We start from the raw sequence: 18895 nt of genomic DNA, 5'->3' as shown, positions 1-18895 counted from the left end.
AAAGCTGGCAGGAACGGCCGCGGCGCTACCGCGGCGCGTCGCGCCGGGCCCCGCCGCGCACGCTGGCGTGGAGGCGACGCACTCCGCGCCACAACTTCGGCAGCAGCCACACCGCGCCCAGCAGGAACACCGCCAGCAGCACCAGAAACAGCGCCGGCACGAAGAACGCCAGCAGCAGGCTGCCGGTCGCGGTCAGGTCTTCAGTGAATGAGGCCGTCCAGTTGGAAAACGGTTCCGGCGACACGTTGATCAGCGCGCGCGTGCCGGCCTTGACCGCGTGCGCGGTGCCGGCCAGGGTGCCGCCGATCAGCCCCGCGGCCACCACCCATTGCGGATCCAGCTGGCCGAACGCGGCGGCCGCCAGGATCGCCCCGGCCGGAATGCGGATGAAGGTATGAATGCCGTCCCAGACGGTGTCGAAGGCCGGCACCTTGTCGGCGACGAACTCGGCCACGGCCAGGCCCGCGGCCACGCCGATCACCCACCAGGACTCCAGCGGCTGCAGCCCCGGCGGCAGTTCCAGCCAGCCCAGCCGCGCCAGCACCCCGGCGGCCAGTACGGCCAGATACAGGCGAAATCCGCTGGCCCAGGACATGCCCGCGGCCAGCGCGGCGGTTTCCAGCATGGCGCTCCTTGCAAGGGTCCGGCGCTGCGCGGCATAAACCGGCGTGCCTTTGGCAGGGAGTGTAATACGGACCAGGCGGACCGAGCGGACCGAGCGGACCGGGCGGATCGGGCGGACCGGGCGGACCGGCCTGAGACGGGCCGGCCGGCGCTCAGCTGCCCTCCTTGCCGTCCGGGCCGAACCACGGCAGCGCCTCCTGCGGCGTCAGGATGCCTGCCGGCTCGGCCATGGCATAGCCGGGCAGCGCCTCGATGCGCCGGGCAAAGGCCGGATCGGCCAGCAAGGCCAGCAGCGCGGCCATCCAGCCGGCGGTCTGGTCGTTCTTGCGCAGTGCCAGGTAATAAGCTTCGCGCGTCAGCGGCACGAACGCCAGGCCGTGGGCCTCGGCGTTCATGCGCAGCCCGAAACCGGCCTGGGCGCGGCCGCTGTGCACGGCTTCCGCCACTTTTTCATTGCTGAACTCGGTCTCGTCGTAGCCGTTGACCAGGTCGGGATACAGGCCCTCGGCGGCCAGCAGCTGGTCGAACAGCATGCGCGTGCCCGAACTGCGCTGCCGGTTGACGAAGCGCGCCTGGCTGCGCGCCAGGCCGCGCAGGTCGTGCACCTCGCGCGCCAGCTCCGGCGCCAGGATCAGGCCCTGCTCGCGCCACGCCAGCCGCAGCAGCCGCACGGCGCCTGGCCGCAGCCATTTGCGCAAGGTCACGTGCGCCACCGAGCCCGCGGTCTGCACCGGCGAGACATAGAACCCGGCCAGCTCCGACTGGCGCTCCTGCAGGCAGATCAGCCCTTCCACGCTGCCGCAGAAAACCGTGTCGAGCTGCAGCGGACTTCCCGCCGCGCCCAGCGCCGCGGCCAGCACTTCCACCGCCGGGTCATGACTGCCGGTGAAATGCACGCACGACTGCGGCTGCTGGGCGTCGTCGAGCTCGGCAATGAACTCGGCCAGGGCACGCTGCACCGCCGGCTCGATCGACTCGCGCAGGCGCAGCTCGGCGCGCAGCAGGCGCTCGCCGAAGCGCGTCAGCGAGGCCCCGCGCCCGCGCTCCATATCCAGCATGCTGCGGCCAAGCATCTCTTCCCACGACCGCATCACCCCCCAGGCATGGCGGTACGACAGCCCGATCTCGCTCGCGGCGCGGTGCAGCGATCCGGTTTCGCGCACCGCCTTGAGCAGCTGGAATACCTTGGCATTGGCACGCGGATTGTCGTCCGGGGCGATCACCGGAAACAGGTCGAAGCGGAAGCTCATAGGTTCTCCGCTACATATTTACTTGTCGATCTGGGCTGGACCACAATGAATACCCCATTCTTATGTTGTTTTGCCGCATTCTCGCTGAGAGCGGAAGGCAAAATCAATTATGTCCGTAAGAACATAATATCGAGGAGATAGCCCATGTCCCGCCATGACCTGCCCTGGCGCCACCTGGTCGCGCCGCTGCTCTGCGTCGGCCTGCTGTCGGTCGCGCAGGCCGGCGAGCTGAAGCTGGCCACCACGACAAGCACCGAGAACTCAGGCCTGCTGAAGTACCTGCTGCCGCGCTTCGAGCAGAAATCGGGCGTCACGGTGAAAGTCATCGCCGTGGGCTCGGGCAAGGCCATGAAGATGGGCGAGATGGGCGATGTCGACGCGCTGCTCGTGCACGCGCGCAAGATGGAAGACGCCTTCGTCGCCGCCGGCTACGGCGTCAACCGGCGCGACGTCATGTACAACGATTTCATCGTGGTCGGGCCGGCCAGCGATCCGGCTGGGGTCAAGGGCGGCAAGGACGTGCTGGCCGGCTTGCGCAAGCTTGCCGCCAGCGGCAGCAAGTTCATCTCGCGCGGCGACAATTCCGGCACCGACGTGATGGAAAAGGACTACTGGAAGCAGCTCGGGATCGAGCCCAAGGGCCAGTCGTGGTACGTCAACGCCGGCCTGGGCATGGGCGAGGTTCTGACCATGGCGGCGCAGATGCCGGCCTATACGCTGTCGGACCGTGCCACCTACGGCGCCTACCGCGCCAAGACCGGGCTGGCGGTCGCCATCGAGGGCGATCCGAAGATGTTCAACCCGTACGGAATCATCGCGGTCAACCCGGCCAGGCATCCGGGCACCAACTACAAGGATGCGATGAAGCTGGTGGACTGGATCACGTCACGGGAAGGACAGGACGCGATCGCGGGGTACAAGGTGGAGGGTGAACAGCTGTTCTTCCCCACCGCCCACGCAAAGTAGCGTCGCGACCGCGCTCGTCCCGGCTCAACCCGCCTCGGCCTCGAGCCGGGGCAACTGGGGCAGATCCGCCGCCACCTCGGCGATCATGCGCCGGATCCACATCACGTCGGGCGCGGCATGGCAGCGCTCGTGCCAGAGCTGGTAGAAACGCATGCGCGGGAACGACACCGGCGACGGCACCATGCGGATCGGCAGGTATTGCGCGTAGTGCGCGGCAAACTGCCGGCCGGTGGTGAAGACCATGTCGGTCTTCATCAGCACATACGGCACCAGGCCGAAGTACGGCAGCGTGACCTGGATATTGCGCTTGTAGCCCTGCTCGGCAAGCGCCTGGTCGATCATACTGCGCTGCATCGACGCATAGGGCGCAGGGGCCAGGTGCGGCATTTCCAGGTAGTGCTTGAGCGTCAGCCCCTTGCGCGCCAGCGGGTGCTGCGCGCCCAGCATGCACACCACCTCGTCGTCGAACAGCGGCGAGATATGCAGGTGTTCCGGCGGCGACAGCCAGTTGCCGACCACGATATCGAGCTGTCCCTGCTCGAGGTCGTCGAGGAAGTCCGACGACGACGTCATCGGGTGCACGAACAGCTTGGCGCCTGGCGCCAGCCGGCGCACGCGCTCGACGATATTGGGCAGGAAGAAGGCGTCCAGGTAGTCGGGAGCGCCGAGGTGGAAGGTGCGCGTGGTGGTGGCCGGGTCGAACTGCTGCGGCGGCCGCGCGATGCGGTCCATCGCCGCCAGGCTCTGCTCGGCCAGCGCCAGCAGCTCGCGGCCGCGCTCGGTCGGCACCATGCCGTTTTTGCCCCGCACCAAAATGGCGTCGCCGGTAATCTCGCGCAGGCGCTTCAGGGTATTGCTGATGGCGGGCTGCGACTGGCCCAGGCGCACGGCGGTGCGGGTCACGCTCTGCTCGGTGAGCAGGGTGTGGAGCACCCGCAGCAAATAGGTATCGAGATGGTCGCGTCCGTGCATGGCGATGGCGGCCCTCCGGCGGGGGCAGGATGGGTGGCGTGGGGGATGGGAACGGCGCATAGTGTATGACAGGCAGCCCACAATCGGTCAAATCCGCATGCCGCTCAGTGCGGCCGGGCACCGACCGGCGTGCCCGCTGATGGCGCATATCACCTGGGTCGAATATTGCATGAAACGTAGCGATGCTATGTTTCCGCCATCCCCAAGAGAGAGAAGACCATGGAGACGCAAACCATCCGCTTTTTCCATCGCGGCCAGGTCAAGGAAGTATCCGACGCCCCCATTACCCGCACCGTGCTGCAGTACCTGCGTGAAGACGCCCGCTGCACCGGCACCAAGGAAGGCTGTGCCGAAGGCGACTGCGGCGCCTGCACCGTCGTGATCGGCGAGCTGCAGGACGGCGGCGACGTCGAATTCAAGGCAGTCAACGCCTGCATCCAGTTCCTGCCCACGCTCGACGGCAAGGCCCTGATCACGGTCGAGGACCTGCGCCAGGCCGACGGCAACCTGCACCCGGTGCAGGAGGCCATGGTCGAGTGCCACGGCTCGCAGTGCGGCTTCTGCACCCCCGGCTTCGTGATGTCGCTGTGGGCGCTGTACCAGCAGCACACGCCGGGCGGCGCGGCGCCGTCGCGCCAGACCATCTGCGACGCGCTCACCGGCAACCTGTGCCGCTGCACCGGCTACCGCCCGATCATCGATGCCGGCGAACGGATGATGGCCCTGCCCGCGCCCAGCGCGGACAAGCTCGACCCGCGCCAGATCGCCGACACGCTGCGCAATCTCAAGCGCGGCGAAACCTTCCGCTACCGCGCCCAGGGCCAGGAGTTCCTCGCCCCGCGCACCGCGGCCGAATTCGGCGCGATCAAGGCGGCGCAGCCCGATATCCGCATCCTTGCGGGCAGCACCGACGTCGGCCTGTGGGTCACCAAGCAGTTCCGCGAGCTGGGCAACCTGCTCTACGTGGGCCAGGTCGAGGACCTGAACCAGGTCGAGCAACGCGACGGCATGATCGAGGTCGGCGCCGCGGTGACGCTGGAAAAGGCCTACGCCGCACTCAACGCCGCGCATCCGGAGCTGGAAGAACTGTGGAAGCGCTTTGCCTCGCTGCCGATCCGCAACGCCGGCACGCTCGGCGGCAATATCGCCAATGGCTCGCCCATCGGCGACTCGATGCCGGCGCTGATCGCGCTGGGCGCCGAAGTGGTGCTGCAGCACGGCGAGACGCGCCGCACACTGCCGCTGGAAGACCTGTACCTGGCGTACCAGAAGACCGCGATGCAGCCGGGCGAGTTCGTCGCCGCGCTGCGCGTGCCGGTGGCCGGCCCGCAGCACTTCCGCACCTACAAGCTGTCCAAACGCTTTGACGAGGATATTTCCGCCGTGTGCGCCGCGTTCGGCATCACCGTGCAGGACGGCATCGTCACGCAGGCCCGCATCGCCTTCGGCGGCATGGCCGCGACGCCCAAGCGCGCCGCCGCGACCGAGGCGGCGCTGACCGGCCAGCCGTGGAACGAGGCCACCGCCCGCGCCGGCATGGCCGCGCTGGCGCAGGACTACACGCCGCTCACCGACATGCGCGCGACCGCGTCGTACCGCAGCCGCGGTGCCGCCAACCTGCTGTACCGGTTCTGGCTGGAAACCAACGCCGACGCGCTGCCCGCCGCAGCCGTCAATGTCCGCGCCCCTGGCGCCGGCATCAACGAAACCGCCACGGCCTGAGCCGGAGAACAAGGAACGAAATCGGCATGAACAAGCAAACCGAACCCTTCCTGCTCGACGCCGCCGCCGAACAGGTACCGCAGGTCGGCATCTCGCGTCCGCACGAATCCGCCCACCTGCATGTGGCCGGCACCGCGACCTACACCGACGACATCCCCGAGCTGGCCGGCACGCTGCACGCCGCGCTCGGCATGAGCACGCGCGCGCACGCGCGCATCAAGTCGGTCGCGCTCGACAAGGTGCGGGCCGCGCCCGGCGTGGTCGACGTGCTGACGGTGGACGACATCCCCGGCACCAACGACTGCGGCCCGATCATCCATGACGACCCCATCCTCGCGCGTGGCGTGGTGCAGTTCGTCGGCCAGCCGGTCTTTATCGTGGTGGCGACCTCGCATGACGCCGCCCGCCGCGCCGCCCGCCTCGGCGTGATCGACTACGAAGACCTGCCGCCGGTGCTTTCGCCGCAGGCCGCGCACGAGGCCGGCAGTTACGTGCTGCCGCCGATGCACCTGACGCGCGGCGAACCGGTCGCGCGCATCGCCGGCGCGGCCCACCAGGACAGCGGCACGATCCACCTGGGCGGCCAGGAGCAGTTCTATCTCGAAGGCCAGATCTCGTACGCGGCGCCGCGCGAGAACGACGGCATGCACGTGTGGTGCTCGACCCAGCACCCGACCGAGATGCAGCACGCGGTCGCGCATATGCTGGGCTGGCATGCGCACCAGGTGCTGGTCGAGTGCCGCCGCATGGGCGGCGGCTTCGGCGGCAAGGAATCGCAGTCGGCGTTGTTCGCCTGCTGCGCCGCGCTGGCGGCGTGGAAGCTGATGTGCCCGGTCAAGCTGCGCCCGGACCGCGACGACGACATGATGATCACCGGCAAGCGCCATGACTTCGTCTTCGACTACAGCGTCGGCCACGACGACGACGGCCATATCGAAGGCGTCAAGGTCGAGATGGTGTCGCGCGCCGGCTTCTCGGCGGACCTGTCGGGGCCGGTGATGACCCGCGCCATCTGCCACTTCGACAACGCCTACTGGTTGCCGAACGTGCAGATCTACGGCTACTGCGGCAAGACCAACACGCAGAGCAACACCGCCTTCCGCGGCTTCGGCGGCCCGCAGGGCGCGTTCGCGGTCGAGTACATCCTGGACAATATCGCCCGCACGGTCGGCAGGGATTCGCTCGACGTGCGCCGCGCCAACTTCTACGGCAAGACCGAGAACAACGTCACGCCCTACGGCCAGACCGTGGAAGACAACGTCATCCACGAGCTGATCGACGAACTGGTGGCCAGCAGCGAATACCGCGCCCGCCGCGACGCCACGCGCGCGTTCAACGCCACCAGCCCGGTGCTGAAGAAAGGCATCGCCATCACCCCGGTGAAGTTCGGCATCTCGTTCAACGTGGCGCACTACAACCAGGCCGGCGCGCTGGTGCACGTCTACAACGACGGTTCGGTGCTGGTGAACCACGGCGGCACCGAAATGGGCCAGGGCCTGAACACCAAGGTGGCGATGGTGGTGGCGCACGAACTCGGCATCCGCATGGAACGCGTGCGCGTGACCGCGACCGATACCAGCAAGGTGGCCAATACCTCGGCCACCGCGGCCTCGACCGGCGCCGACCTGAACGGCAAGGCCGCGCAGGACGCCGCGCGCCAGATCCGCGAGCGCCTGGCCGCGTTTGCCGCGCGCAAGGCCGGCGTGGCGCCGTCCGAGGTGCGCTTCAACGACGACCTGGTCAGCGCCGGCGAGCTGCGCCTGTCGTTCGGCGAGCTGGCGCGCGAAGCCTACGTGGCACGCGTGCAGCTGTGGTCCGACGGCTTCTACACCACGCCCAAGCTGCACTGGGACCAGAAGGCGCTGCAGGGCCGCCCGTTCTACTACTTCGCCTACGGCGCCGCGTGCTCCGAGGTGCTGGTGGACACGCTCACCGGCGAATGGAAGCTGCTGCGCGCCGACGCGCTGCACGACGCCGGCCGCTCGCTGAACCCGGCGATCGATATCGGCCAGGTCGAGGGCGCCTTTATCCAGGGCATGGGCTGGCTGACCACCGAGGAACTGTGGTGGAACAAGGACGGCAAGCTGATGACGCACGCCCCGTCCACCTACAAGATCCCGACGGTCAATGACTGCCCGGAAGCCTTCAACGTGCGCCTGTTCCAGAACCGCAACGTCGAGGACAGCATCCACCGCTCCAAGGCGGTGGGCGAGCCGCCGCTGCTGCTGCCGTTCTCGGTGTTCTTCGCGATCCGCGACGCCGTGGCCGCGCTGGGCGACTACCGCATCAACCCGCCGCTGAAGGCTCCGGCCACCAGCGAGGCGATCCTCGACGCCGCGGACGCCGTGCGCGCGGCGGCGGCGCAAGAGGCTGCGCAGGCAGCCTGAACGGTGGCAAGGAAGCGCGTGCCTGCGGACGCCCCGGACTTTCCCCCCTCGACTGCATTGACAGGCGAGGGGCCGGTGGCAGAAGCAGGCGCGCGCCACCACTGACGCAAGCGATTGAACAAGCAGTACCACGCATCACCACAAGGCCCCCGACCATGCAGGACGCACCGCTCAAACCCTTCCGCTTCGCCGACGCCGCCCGCATGGTGCGTGCCGGCGTGCCGGTGGCGATGGTCACCATCGTCGAGGTCAAGGGCTCGGCGCCGCGCGAGGCCGGCATCCGCATGCTGGTCGGCGCCGACGACCTGGTCGGCACCATCGGCGGCGGCCACCTGGAATGGCGCGGCATGGACATCGCCCGCGAGATGCTGGTGCGCGGCGAGCCGCGCCGGATCGAGCGCATTCCGCTGGGCCCGGCGCTGGGGCAGTGCTGCGGCGGCGTGGTGCAGCTCGCCTTCGAAGTGCTGGGCCAGGCCGACCTGGCCTGGCTCGATGCGGTCGAGCGCAATTTCGCCGCGCAGCGCGCGCTGCAGCGCCGGGTGCCGGCCAGCGGCGCGGTGACCTTTGGCGACAGCCGCGCGGTGCTCGCCGGCGTGGAGCTGGAAGCGGACGGCAGCTGGACCGACACGCTGGTGCCCGACACCATGCACGTGGTGCTGTTCGGCGCCGGCCACGTCGGCCATGCGCTGGTCAAGGTGCTGGCCACGCTGCCGTGCCGCGTGCACTGGGTCGACGAGCGCGACACGCTGTTCCCGGCCGGCCTGCCCGACAACGTCGAGGCCGAGGCCAGCGACACGCCCGAGGCGGTGGTGGCGCAGGCGCCCGCGGGCAGCTACTTCCTGGTGATGACGCACAGCCATGCGCTCGACCAGACCCTGTGCGAGGAAATCCTCAAGCGCACCGATTTCGCCTACTTCGGCCTGATCGGCTCCAAGACCAAGCGCGCGCGCTTTGAACACCGCATGGCCGAGCACGGCATCGACCCGGCCCGGTTTGCGGAAATGACATGCCCCATGGGGGTTCCCGGGATCACCGACAAGGCTCCGGCTATGATTGCGGTTGCCATCGTCGCCCAGCTGCTCCAGGTCCGCGAACAGCGCCTTGCCGCGCTGCGTGCGGGCCGTACGGAGACGGTGCATCCCTGAACCCGTGCCGCCGGCGCTGCCGGACGGCGCAGAAAAGCCCAGAAACGAGGCCCCCATGACCATCGATGCCGCGCTCGCGGAACAGATCCGCCGCACCCCCAAGGCCGAACTGCATGTGCATATCGAAGGCACGCTTGAGCCGGAACTGATCTTCCGGCTGGCGCAGCGCAACCAGGTGGCGCTGCCCTACCCCAGCGTCGACGCGCTGCGCGCCGCCTATGCCTTCACCGACCTGCAGTCGTTCCTGGACATCTACTACGCCGGCGCCAGCGTGCTGCTGACGGAGGAAGATTTCTTCGACATGACCATGGACTACGTCAAGCGCGCCGTCGCCGACAACGTCCGCCACGCCGAGATCTTCTTCGATCCGCAGACCCATACCGCACGCGGCGTGCCGATCGGCGTGGTGATCGACGGCATTGCCGATGCGCTGGCGCAGGCGCGCACCGAGTACGACTTCTCCAGCAGCCTGATCCTGTGCTTCCTGCGCCATTTGTCGGAGGAGGACGCGTTTGCCACGCTGGACGCGGCGCTGCCCTATCGCGACCGTTTTGTCGGCGTCGGGCTCGATTCGTCGGAAAAAGGCAACCCGCCGGAGAAATTCGCGCGTGTGTTCGCGCGGGCGCGCGAGCTTGGCCTGCACCTGGTGGCGCACGCGGGCGAGGAAGGTCCGGCGCAATACGTGACCGATGCGCTCGACATCCTCAAGGCCGAGCGCATCGACCACGGCGTGCGCGCCATTGACGACGCCGCGCTGGTCGAGCGCCTGGCGCGCGAGCGCGTGGCGCTGACGGTGTGCCCGCTGTCGAACGTCAAGCTCAAGGTCTACCCCGACCTGTGCGACCACCCGCTCAAGCGCATGCTGGACGCGGGCGTGGCGATCACGCTGCATTCGGACGACCCGGCCTACTTCGGAGGCTATATGAATGCGAACTGGGAAGCCACCTTCGACGCGCTGCCGCTGGACGCGGCCGACGCGCACAAGCTGGCCCGCAACAGTTTTGAAGCGGCCTTCCTGCCTGCCATGCAGAAGGCCGAGTTCCTGGCGGAGGTCGACCACTTCTGGTCCGCTCCGCCCAAGTCCCCGCCCGCGACGGCCCCCGCGGCCTGAACCCGGCGCATGCCAATAGACCGGCCTGCAGCTTGCACCATGCGGTGCCGCGCGGGCCGGCCACGAGAGACAAACCATGACGACCCGCCCCACCACTGACTCCCGTACCCGCGCCATCCGCGGCCGCGTGCTGCATTTCCTGCGCGACCCGCAATTCCATGAGGACGCGTATCAGTATTGGGATGACGGGGTGCTGATCGTCACCGACGGGCATATCGCGGCCGCCGGCGACTACGCGCAGCTGGCCGCGCGCATCCCAGCCGGCGCCGAGGTCGTCGACCATCGCGGCAAGCTGATCGTGCCCGGCTTTATCGACACCCACGTGCACTTCCCGCAGACCGACATGATCGCGTCGCCGTCACCGGGCCTGCTGCACTGGCTCGACACCTACACCTTCCCCGAAGAGCGCCGCTTCGCCGACCCCGACTACGCGCGCGGCGTGGCCGGCTTCTTCACCGAGGAACTGCTGCGCAACGGCACCACCAGCGCCGTAGTCTGGAGCACGGTGCACAAGGCCTCGGCCGACGCGCTCTTTGCCGAAAGCGAGGCCCGCAACCTGCGCATGGTCACCGGCAAGGTGATGATGGACCGCAACTGCCCCGAATTCCTGCGCGACACCGCCGAAAGCGGCGCCCGGGATTCCGCCGACTTGCTGTCGCGCTGGCATAACAAGGGACGGCTGTCGTACGCGATCACGCCGCGCTTCGCGCCGACCTCGACCGAGGCGCAGCTGGCCGCCTGCGGCGAACTGGCGCGCGCCTACCCGGACGCCTTTATCCAGACCCACGTGGCCGAGAACCGCGACGAGGTCAAGTGGGTGGCCGAGCTGTTCCCGGACGCACGCAGCTACCTCGACGTCTACGACCGCTACGGCCTGCTGCGCCCCGGCGCGATGTACGGCCACGCCATCTACCTGGACCAGGATGACCGCCGCCGGCTGGCCGACAGCGGCGCCGCGGTGGCGCACTGCCCTACCTCCAACCTGTTCCTGGGCAGCGGCTTCTATGACTTCCACCAGTCCGATGCCAACCGCCTGAACGTCACGCTGGCCACCGACGTGGGCGGCGGCACCTCGTTCTCGATGTTCCGCACCATGAACGCCGCGCACAAGGTGGCGCGCATGGGCGGCTACTACCTGACCGCGCTGCGCATGTTCTACCTCGCCACCCGCGCCGCGGCGGAGGCGCTGGGCTGGACCGGCCGCGTCGGCAGCTTCAGCGAAGGCTGCGAGGCCGACTTCATCGTGCTCGACCCCAGGGCCACGCCGCTGATCGCACGCCGCAGCAACCGCTCGGAAACGCTGGAAGAAGAGCTGTTCGCCTTTGCCATGCTGGGCGACGACCGCGTCATCGACAGCGTCTACGTGATGGGCGAGCCGGCCAGCGTCCCGGCAGCCTGATCCGCCACACCTCCCACTCGTGGCCCGCCGCGCCCGCGGCGGGCGCGCCCTTACCGCTTCCGCCGTCTCACCGGCTTGACGACCGTCAAGACTGCCTTCGACAAAGCCTTCTAACCTTGCGGTTCCGCCGCGGCCACTCTGCCTTGCCGCGCACCGATATCCATCGACCGCAATCAGAAGGTTCTGCATGACCGCATATCAATCCGCTCAATCCGTCGAGCCCGCCGCCGGGCACGCCCGGGCGCATGCCGGCGCACGCGCCCATGCCCCGCACCAGGCGCCGCTGCCCGAACCGATCGCGCCGGACGCGCCGCTGCCGTCGCGCAAGATCATCCGCGGCTGGCTGATCCCGCTGGGCCAGCGCAGCACGCCGCGCGCGCTGATGCTGTTCGGGTTCGACTACCTGCTGTTCGGCGCCGTGCTGGCCGGCGTGGTGCTGGCGCCGCACTGGGCTGCCAAGCTGGCGCTGGGGGTGCTGGCGGGGCTGGTGATCGCGCGCCTGTTTATCATCGGCCACGATGCCTGCCACCAGAGCCTGACCCCGCGCCGTGGCCTGAACAAGTGGCTGGGCCGGCTGACCTTCCTGCCGTCGCTGACGCCGTACAGCCTGTGGGAAGTCGGCCATAACGTGGTGCACCATGGCTACACCAACCTGAAGGGCTTCGACTTCGTCTGGGCGCCGTATTCGCTCGAGGAATTCAACGCGCTGCCGCGCTGGCGCCGCGTGATGGAGCGCATCTACCGCACCGGCTTCGGCCCGGGCCTGTATTACCTGGTCGAGATCTGGTGGTGCAAGCTGTTCTTCCCCAGCAAGCGCCAGATGGCCACGCGCCGCCCGATCTTCACCGGCGACTGCGTGCTGGTGGCCGCGTTCGGGCTGGCCTGGATCGGCGCGCTGGTTGGCCTGGCGCTGGCAACGCAGCAGTCGGTGTCGATGCTGGTCGGCGCAGGCTTCGTGCTGCCCTTCCTGGTGTGGAACATCACCGTCGGCTTCGTGCTGTACGTGCACCATACCCACACCAGCGTCGCCTGGTACGACACCAAGGCGATGTGGGCCAGGGCCCAGCCCTTCGTCTCGACCACCGTGCACCTGCGCTTCCGCCATGGCATCGGCGCGGCGCTGCACCACATCATGGAACACACCGCGCACCACGTCGACATGAGCGTGCCGCTGTACCGCCTCAAGCGCGCGCAGGCACTGCTTGAGCACGCACTGCCGGGCCGCATCATCATCGAGAACTTCTCGTGGCGCTGGTATTTCGACACGGCCCGCCGCTGCAAGCTCTATGACTTCAAGGCGCTGTGCTGGACCGATTTCCGCGGCCGCCAGACCAGCGAGAACGCCCCGGTACCGGCCTGATCGCCGTGCCGGCCGCGGCGGCGGTGGACGCGCCACCGCCGCCGCGGTTATAATCGCCGCTTCCATTGGGGAGTAGCCGCCCTGCTCTCACCGCGCCGCGCAATGCGGACTCCGGGGGACAGGGGCGTACGTCAACAGACTTGACCGCTTGCGGTTATGGCGTGCGCAGCTCGGGACCCGCCTGGCCAGACCGGCCCGGGCAGCGTCCATGCCTGGCGAGACCGATGACCAACCCTTTCTGGCCGGGCCGGGAAAGGGTTGTGTCATTGGCATCTCGCGATGCATTGCGGCCCGGTTACCCCACAAGACCAATATGGAAGCCTTCCTCGTCTCCACAGGCATCGTCGCCCTCGCAGAAATGGGCGACAAGACGCAACTGCTGTCGCTGGTGCTGGCCGCGCGCTACCGCAAGCCGGTGCCCATCATCCTCGGCATCCTGATCGCCACGCTGTTCAACCACGGCTTCGCCGGCGCGCTCGGCGGCTGGATCACGCACGTGGTCGGCGAAAGCCTGCTGCGCTGGATCCTGGGCCTGGGCTTTATCGCGATGGCCGCGTGGATGCTGATCCCCGACAAGTTCGACGATGCCGAGCAGGCCAAGCCCGTCAAGGGCTTCATCGGCATCCTCGGCACCACCCTCGTCGCCTTCTTCTTTGCCGAAATGGGTGACAAGACCCAGATCGCCACGGTGGCGCTGGCGGCGCGCTTCAGCGACGCGGTGCTGGCGGTGGTCATGGGGACGACCTTCGGCATGATGATCGCCAACGCACCGGCCGTATTGCTGGGCGACCGGTTCGCCAACAGGATGCCGATCGGCCTGGTGCACAAGGTTGCCGCCGGCATCTTCCTGGTGCTGGGCGTGCTGGCGCTGCTGAATATTGGCGGATAAGCGCCAGACAAAAAAAAACGGGGCACAAGGCCCCGTTCAAACCCTCGCCGGTCCGGTACTGACGGCTGCAAACCGCACAACCCTCCGGACCGTCGATCACCGATGCTCGGATTTCGCGGACTGGCTCGGCAAGAGCCAGCCCCAATGCTTCTCAGTTCAGAACCGTCAATTCGTAGTCTTGGCACCGCCTTCGAACCACTGCCCCAGCAGCGCGCGTTCGTCGTCGGTGATCTGCGTCACGTTGCCCAGCGGCATCGCCTTCTGCTGCACCGCCTGCTGGTAGATCAGCTGGGCGTGGGCCTTGATGTCCTCGGGCGTCTCGAGCTTGATGCCCTTGGCCGCGGTCGGCATCATCTTCGGCTGCTCGGCGTGGCACTGCACGCATCGTGCGTTCATCACTTCCTGCACCTTGGCGAAGCTGACCGTCGCGGCTGCCTCGCCATCGGCCTTGGCCACGGCCGGGCGCGGCTGCGGCGCGATCATGACCGCGACCACGGCCAGCGCGGCGACGCCGGCGGCAGGCCATAGCACGTTGATCTTGCCCTTGTGCTTCAGGATGAAGAACTGGCGGATCAGCACGCCGGACAGCATGATCAGGATCAGCACCACCCAGTTGTACTTGTGGGCGTAGGTCATGCTGTAGTGGTTCGACAGCATCGCGAACAGCACCGGCAGCGTGAAGTAGGTGTTGTGCACGCTGCGCTGCTTGCCGCGCTTGCCGTGGATCGGGTCCACCGGCTGGCCGGCCTTCAGTGCCGCCACCACCTTGCGCTGGCCCGGGATGATCCACGCCAGCACGTTCGCGCTCATGATGGTCGCGATCATCGCGCCGGTCAGCAGGAACGCCGCGCGGCCCGAGAAGATATGGCACGCGACGTAGGCGGCGGCGGCGATGTAGATCGCCACCAGGATGCCGACCAGGCGGTCGTTCTTGTTGAACAGGCGGCAGATGCTGTCATAGACGATCCAGCCGATCAGCAGGTACGACACCGCAAAGCCGACCGCCGCGCCGGGCGACATGTCGAACACGTTCTTGTCGATCAGGAACGTGCTGGCGTTGAACAGGTACAGCACCACCAGCAGCGCAAAGCCGCTCATCCAGGTCGAATACGACTCCCAGTAGAACCAGTGCAGGTTCTCCGGCAACTGCTTGGGCGCGGTCAGGTACTTCTGCGGGTTGTAGAAGCCGCCGCCGTGCACCGCCCACAGCTCGCCGTCGACACCCTTCTCCTTCAGGTCGGGCGCGGTGGGCTTGGTCAGGCTGTTGTCCAGCCATACGAAATAGAACGAAGAGCCGATCCATGCGATGGCGGTGATGACGTGCACCCACCGCAGCAGCATATTGGCCCAGTCGAGGATATAGCCTTCCATGTCTTGTCTCCTGTTTCCCTATGCCACCGCTTCAGCTGCCGCGGTAGGTCGAGTACGACCAGGGCGAAACCAGGAGGGGCACGTGATAGTGCGCGTTGACGTCGGCAATGCCGAAGCGCAGCGGCACCACGTCCAGGAAGGCCGGCTCGGGCAGCTTCACACCCTGGGCGCGGAAGTAGTCGCCGGCGGCGAATTCCAGCTCGTACACGCCCGCGGCGAGGTCGGCGCCTTCCAGCAGCGGCTGGTCGCAGCGGCCGTCGTGGTTGGTGACCACGGTTTTGAGGGTTTCGCGACGATTGTCGACAATTTTATGGAGAGTAATCGACATGCCCTGCCCGGGCGTGCCGGCAGCGGTGTCGAGAACATGGGTGGTCAAGCGTCCCATCGTATTTGTCCTTTTGCGATTGGGTTGTGAGGGGCGCCGCTGCCTTCACTAGCACCATGTGTGGGATGGTGCCCGCTCGGTACGTCTGGTAACGCATCCCGGCGCTGGGTTGGTGCGTGGCGACAATGCGCCAGCACTTCCCCGTTGGCAATTCAGGGATTTCCCTGAGTTGTCGAAAACCTGAGTTGGTTTTGTTGACAATATTGAGGCCGTAACCAAATAATTGTCAACAATTTTTGGATCACCGTACCCTGATACCCAGGATTTACGGTGCCCTGCCTGACCTGCCGGTGCCACGATGTCCAAGAGCCTGAAGCTGATTGCCGCCAACGCCGAATCCAAGGCCGAATCCAAGGCCCGCCACGAGCCCGGCGAGCCGACCGAGATCCCGGGCAAGCCCGCCAAGCCCGCGCGCAAGGGCTCGGTCGAGGAGCGCATGTACCACGAGATCTACGACGCGATCATGGAGCACCGGCTGCCGCCGCGCACCAAGCTCACCGAGCATTCGCTTTGCGAAATCTATGCCACCGCGCGCCACACCGTGCGCAAGGTGCTGTCGCACCTGGCTGCCGACGGCATGGTCGACCTGGAGCCCAACCGCGGCGCCTTCATCGCCAGCCCGTCGACCGACGAAGCGCACGACATGTTCGAGCTGCGCCAGATGCTGGAGCGCGCGGTACTCGAAAAGCTCGCCGCCATGCCCGACGTCAAGGCCGTGATCGCGCCGCTGCGCAAGATGGTGGCCGACGAGCGCCAGGCCTTCCTGACGCACGACCGTCCCAAGTGGATCCGCCTGTCCGCCGAGTTCCACACCGCGCTGGCGGAACTGTCGGGCAATGCGCTGCTGGTCAACATGATGCGCCGCCTGGTGTCGCGCACCACGCTGATGATCGCCAGCGTGGAAGCGCCGGGCAACAACGCCTGCTCGTTCGACGAGCATGAAGAAATCCTCGACGCCCTCGAACAGGGCAACGCCGCACTGGCCCAGTCGCGCATGGCGCACCACCTTGGCGCCTGCGCCGACCGCGTGCAGCCGGACGAACCGGGCAGCTTCGATCTTCGCAGCGTGCTGGGCCGCTCCACCTAGCACGGTGTTCCCGTCACGCCCCCGCAAGAAGAAGGCAGCAGGCCCGTCGTCAGTACCGCGCCCAGGCAGTGCAAACGAGAGCGCGGCGACGGCGAGCCCATAACAACACCGACCAAACTGCCGGCACGGACGTGGCGTTCCCATCAAACCAAAGGAGAGGAGACGCACCAATGAATTCCGCAAGCACCACGGTCCCGACGGACCTCACCAACGAGCGTTTGCCTTCCGGGCGCCTGCTCGCGCTCGGGTTGCAGCACGTTCTGGTGATGTACGCCGGCACGGTTGCCGTGCCACTGATCGTGGGTGGCGCGCTCAAGCTGCCCAAGGACCAGCTGGCCTTCCTGATCAACGCCGACCTGTTCGCCGCCGGCCTGGCCACGCTGATCCAGGCCATCGGCTTCTGGAAGTTCGGCATTCGCCTGCCGGTGATGATGGGCGTGACCTTCGCCTCGGTGGCGCCGATGATCGCCATCGGCACCGATCCCAATGTCGGCCTGCTCGGCATCTATGGCGCGGTGATCGCGTCAGGGATCTTCGGCATCCTGATCTCGCCGATGATGGGGCGCATGCTCGGCCTGTTCCCGCCGGTGGTGACCGGCACGGTGATCACGCTGATCGGCGTGTCGCTGATGCGCGTCGGCATCAACTGGGCGGCCGGCGGCCAGCCCACCACGCGCGCGGTGATCGACGGCGTGGCCAAGGAAGTGCCCAACCTCGCCTACGGTGACCTGACCAACCTCGGCATCGCCGGGCTAACGCTGGTGACCATCCTGCTGCTGACCAAGTACGGCCGCGGCCTGGTCGCCAACTGCGCGGTGCTGCTCGGCATCATCATCGGCACGCTGGTGGCGATGGGCATGGGCAAGGTGTCGTTCGAAGGCCTGGACGAAGCCAGCTTCGTCGCCGTCATCACGCCGCTGCACTTCGGCATGCCGACCTTCGAAGTGACCGCGATCCTGTCGATGTGCATCGTCATGCTGATCACGCTGGTGGAGTCGACCGGCATGTTCCTGGCGCTGTCGGACATCACCGGCAAGAAGCTGAGCAACGACGACCTGACCCGCGGCCTTCGCGCCGACGGCCTGGGCACGGTGATCGGCGGCATCTTCAACACCTTCCCCTACACCTCGTTCTCGCAGAATGTGGGCCTGGTGACGGTCACCGGCGTGCGCTCGCGCTACGTCGCGGCAGCGGGCGGCATCATCCTGATCGCCTTCGGCCTGTTCCCCAAGATGGCCCACGTGGTGGCCTCGGTGCCGCAGTTCGTGCTAGGCGGCGCCGGCATCGTGATGTTCGGCATGGTCGCCGCCACCGGCATCCGCATCCTGGGTTCGTGCGACTTCAACCGCAACCGCCACAACCTCTTCATCGTCGCCATCTCGATCGGCTTCGGCATGATCCCGACGCTGGCGCCGACGTTCTTCCAGTACCTGCCCAAGTGGACCAGCCCGTTCACCCACAGCGGCATCGTGCTCGGCACCATCGTCGCGGTGGCGCTGAACCTGTTCTACAACGGCATCCAGTCGCGCGAAGAGGCCATGCGCAACGCCGCGGCCAACTCGCACGGCACCGAGTAATCGAAGTACCGGCAACGCAGGGCCGGCACCGCCGCCGGCACCACTGGCATGCTCATTGCATGACGGTCGGCGCCTGCGGCGGGACGGCGGTGCCGGGTGGTTTCCTGAAGCAAGCAACGACACATGACAAACGATAACTATCCACGCGATCTCATCGGTTATGGCGCCCGCCCGCCGCACGCCCGCTGGCCGGGCGGCGCGCGCGTCGCGCTGCAGTTCGTGCTCAACTACGAAGAAGGCGGCGAGAACTGCGTGCTGCACGGCGACGCCGCTTCCGAGCAGTTCCTGTCCGAGATCGTCGGCGCCGCGGCCTACCCCGACCGCCACATGAGCATGGAGGGCATCTACGAATACGGCGCGCGCGCCGGCGTCTGGCGCATCCTGCGCGAGTTCGAAAAGCGCGGCCTGCCGCTGACCATCTTCGGCGTGTCGATGGCGCTGCAGCGCCATCCGGAACTGACNCGCGCCTTCGTCGANCTGGGCCACGAGATCGCCTGCCACGGCTGGCGCTGGATCCACTACCAGAACATCGACGAAGCCACCGAGCGCGAGCACATGCGCATCGGCATGCAGATCATCAAGGACCTGACCGGCGAGCTGCCGCTGGGCTGGTACACCGGCCGCGACAGCCCCAACACGCGCCGCCTGGT

The 18895-nt window shown here is 67.5% G+C and carries 16 protein-coding genes and 1 riboswitch; of the genes, 11 read left to right on the top strand and 5 right to left on the bottom strand.

The features are described 5' to 3' along the window. Window positions 1–25 precede the first annotated feature (25 nt). Together A3AG_RS0110830 and A3AG_RS0110825 are read right to left on the bottom strand one after the other, a co-directional pair. Window positions 26–625 (bottom strand): DUF4126 domain-containing protein, encoded by a 600-nt coding sequence (locus A3AG_RS0110830; protein WP_018005416.1) that lies wholly within the window; start codon window positions 623–625, stop codon window positions 26–28. 151 nt (window positions 626–776) lie between these two features. Then, window positions 777–1874: a substrate-binding domain-containing protein gene (locus A3AG_RS0110825; protein WP_018005415.1), complete on the bottom strand. Its 1098-nt coding sequence runs from the start codon at window positions 1872–1874 to the stop codon at window positions 777–779. A gap of 144 nt (window positions 1875–2018) precedes the next feature. Between A3AG_RS0110825 and A3AG_RS0110820 the strand changes: the two genes are divergently transcribed. Beyond that, window positions 2019–2840, top strand: a complete 822-nt coding sequence (locus tag A3AG_RS0110820; protein WP_018005414.1) for an ABC transporter substrate-binding protein — start codon at window positions 2019–2021, stop codon at window positions 2838–2840. A gap of 24 nt (window positions 2841–2864) precedes the next feature. Here A3AG_RS0110820 and A3AG_RS0110815 read toward each other — a convergent pair whose 3' ends face one another. Next, window positions 2865–3812 (bottom strand): LysR substrate-binding domain-containing protein, encoded by a 948-nt coding sequence (locus tag A3AG_RS0110815; RefSeq protein WP_010809162.1) that lies wholly within the window; start codon window positions 3810–3812, stop codon window positions 2865–2867. A gap of 219 nt (window positions 3813–4031) precedes the next feature. On the opposite strand from A3AG_RS0110815, the gene xdhA reads away from it, so the two are divergent. The 7 genes from xdhA to A3AG_RS0110780 all read left to right on the top strand — a co-directional run bounded on the left by xdhA (window position 4032) and on the right by A3AG_RS0110780 (window position 13825). Further along, window positions 4032–5534, top strand: coding sequence for a xanthine dehydrogenase small subunit (gene xdhA / locus A3AG_RS0110810; protein WP_018005413.1), 1503 nt, complete (start codon window positions 4032–4034; stop codon window positions 5532–5534). Between the two features lie 26 nt (window positions 5535–5560). Beyond that, window positions 5561–7921 (top strand): xanthine dehydrogenase molybdopterin binding subunit, encoded by a 2361-nt coding sequence (xdhB, locus tag A3AG_RS0110805; protein ID WP_018005412.1) that lies wholly within the window; start codon window positions 5561–5563, stop codon window positions 7919–7921. A gap of 155 nt (window positions 7922–8076) precedes the next feature. Beyond that, entirely contained in the window at window positions 8077–9066 is a 990-nt protein-coding gene (xdhC, locus tag A3AG_RS0110800; RefSeq protein WP_018005411.1) for a xanthine dehydrogenase accessory protein XdhC, read from the top strand. 55 nt (window positions 9067–9121) lie between these two features. Continuing rightward, a complete protein-coding gene (locus A3AG_RS0110795; protein ID WP_018005410.1) occupies window positions 9122–10177 on the top strand; it encodes an adenosine deaminase in 1056 nt (351 codons plus the stop codon). 76 nt (window positions 10178–10253) lie between these two features. Continuing rightward, window positions 10254–11576, top strand: coding sequence for a guanine deaminase (guaD, locus tag A3AG_RS0110790; protein WP_018005409.1), 1323 nt, complete (start codon window positions 10254–10256; stop codon window positions 11574–11576). A 187-nt stretch (window positions 11577–11763) separates the two neighbouring features. Next, complete coding sequence (locus A3AG_RS0110785; protein ID WP_018005408.1) at window positions 11764–12936, top strand: fatty acid desaturase; 1173 nt, start codon at window positions 11764–11766, stop codon at window positions 12934–12936. A 49-nt stretch (window positions 12937–12985) separates the two neighbouring features. Next, a riboswitch (yybP-ykoY riboswitch) is annotated at window positions 12986–13222 on the top strand. 27 nt (window positions 13223–13249) lie between these two features. Beyond that, on the top strand, window positions 13250–13825 hold the full coding sequence (locus tag A3AG_RS0110780; protein ID WP_026164100.1) for a TMEM165/GDT1 family protein: 576 nt from the start codon (window positions 13250–13252) through the stop codon (window positions 13823–13825). A 165-nt stretch (window positions 13826–13990) separates the two neighbouring features. Here A3AG_RS0110780 and A3AG_RS0110775 read toward each other — a convergent pair whose 3' ends face one another. Together A3AG_RS0110775 and uraH are read right to left on the bottom strand one after the other, a co-directional pair. Then, window positions 13991–15196, bottom strand: coding sequence for a urate hydroxylase PuuD (locus A3AG_RS0110775; protein WP_018005406.1), 1206 nt, complete (start codon window positions 15194–15196; stop codon window positions 13991–13993). 31 nt (window positions 15197–15227) lie between these two features. Further along, window positions 15228–15581 (bottom strand): hydroxyisourate hydrolase, encoded by a 354-nt coding sequence (uraH, locus tag A3AG_RS0110770; protein ID WP_012352291.1) that lies wholly within the window; start codon window positions 15579–15581, stop codon window positions 15228–15230. 298 nt (window positions 15582–15879) lie between these two features. Here uraH and A3AG_RS0110765 point away from each other — a divergent pair, with 298 nt between their 5' ends. The 3 genes from A3AG_RS0110765 to A3AG_RS0110755 form a co-directional block, all read left to right on the top strand. After that, window positions 15880–16668 carry a GntR family transcriptional regulator gene (locus A3AG_RS0110765; protein ID WP_018005405.1) on the top strand — a complete coding sequence of 263 codons (789 nt, stop codon included), beginning with the start codon at window positions 15880–15882 and terminating at the stop codon, window positions 16666–16668. 170 nt (window positions 16669–16838) lie between these two features. Beyond that, the gene (locus A3AG_RS0110760) at window positions 16839–18245 is read left to right on the top strand and encodes a nucleobase:cation symporter-2 family protein (protein ID WP_018005404.1); all 1407 of its coding nucleotides are present in this window, start codon (window positions 16839–16841) and stop codon (window positions 18243–18245) included. Between the two features lie 123 nt (window positions 18246–18368). Then, on the top strand, window positions 18369–18895 hold a 527-nt coding region (locus tag A3AG_RS0110755), incomplete at its 3' end, for a polysaccharide deacetylase family protein (RefSeq protein WP_018005403.1).

It is taken from the genome of Cupriavidus neocaledonicus, from assembly GCF_000372525.1.
Taxonomy (GTDB): domain Bacteria; phylum Pseudomonadota; class Gammaproteobacteria; order Burkholderiales; family Burkholderiaceae; genus Cupriavidus; species Cupriavidus neocaledonicus.
Note: the sequence above shows the minus strand (reverse complement) of the source record. Positions and strands in the feature narration are given on the sequence as shown.

Bases quoted from the DNA above. Each gene is read 5' to 3' on its own strand.
- xdhC (WP_018005411.1), top strand. From the start codon at position 8,077: ATGCAGGACGCACCGCTCAAACCCTTCCGCTTCGCCGACGCCGCCCGC.
- xdhA (WP_018005413.1), top strand. From the start codon at position 4,032: ATGGAGACGCAAACCATCCGCTTTTTCCATCGCGGCCAGGTCAAGGAA.
- xdhB (WP_018005412.1), top strand. From the start codon at position 5,561: ATGAACAAGCAAACCGAACCCTTCCTGCTCGACGCCGCCGCCGAACAG.
- guaD (WP_018005409.1), top strand. From the start codon at position 10,254: ATGACGACCCGCCCCACCACTGACTCCCGTACCCGCGCCATCCGCGGC.
- A3AG_RS0110825 (WP_018005415.1), bottom strand. From the start codon at position 1,874: ATGAGCTTCCGCTTCGACCTGTTTCCGGTGATCGCCCCGGACGACAAT.
- A3AG_RS0110830 (WP_018005416.1), bottom strand. From the start codon at position 625: ATGCTGGAAACCGCCGCGCTGGCCGCGGGCATGTCCTGGGCCAGCGGA.
- uraH (WP_012352291.1), bottom strand. From the start codon at position 15,581: ATGGGACGCTTGACCACCCATGTTCTCGACACCGCTGCCGGCACGCCC.
- A3AG_RS0110765 (WP_018005405.1), top strand. From the start codon at position 15,880: ATGTCCAAGAGCCTGAAGCTGATTGCCGCCAACGCCGAATCCAAGGCC.
- A3AG_RS0110780 (WP_026164100.1), top strand. From the start codon at position 13,250: ATGGAAGCCTTCCTCGTCTCCACAGGCATCGTCGCCCTCGCAGAAATG.
- A3AG_RS0110785 (WP_018005408.1), top strand. From the start codon at position 11,764: ATGACCGCATATCAATCCGCTCAATCCGTCGAGCCCGCCGCCGGGCAC.
- A3AG_RS0110820 (WP_018005414.1), top strand. From the start codon at position 2,019: ATGTCCCGCCATGACCTGCCCTGGCGCCACCTGGTCGCGCCGCTGCTC.
- A3AG_RS0110760 (WP_018005404.1), top strand. From the start codon at position 16,839: ATGAATTCCGCAAGCACCACGGTCCCGACGGACCTCACCAACGAGCGT.
- A3AG_RS0110775 (WP_018005406.1), bottom strand. From the start codon at position 15,196: ATGGAAGGCTATATCCTCGACTGGGCCAATATGCTGCTGCGGTGGGTG.
- A3AG_RS0110795 (WP_018005410.1), top strand. From the start codon at position 9,122: ATGACCATCGATGCCGCGCTCGCGGAACAGATCCGCCGCACCCCCAAG.
- A3AG_RS0110815 (WP_010809162.1), bottom strand. From the start codon at position 3,812: ATGCACGGACGCGACCATCTCGATACCTATTTGCTGCGGGTGCTCCAC.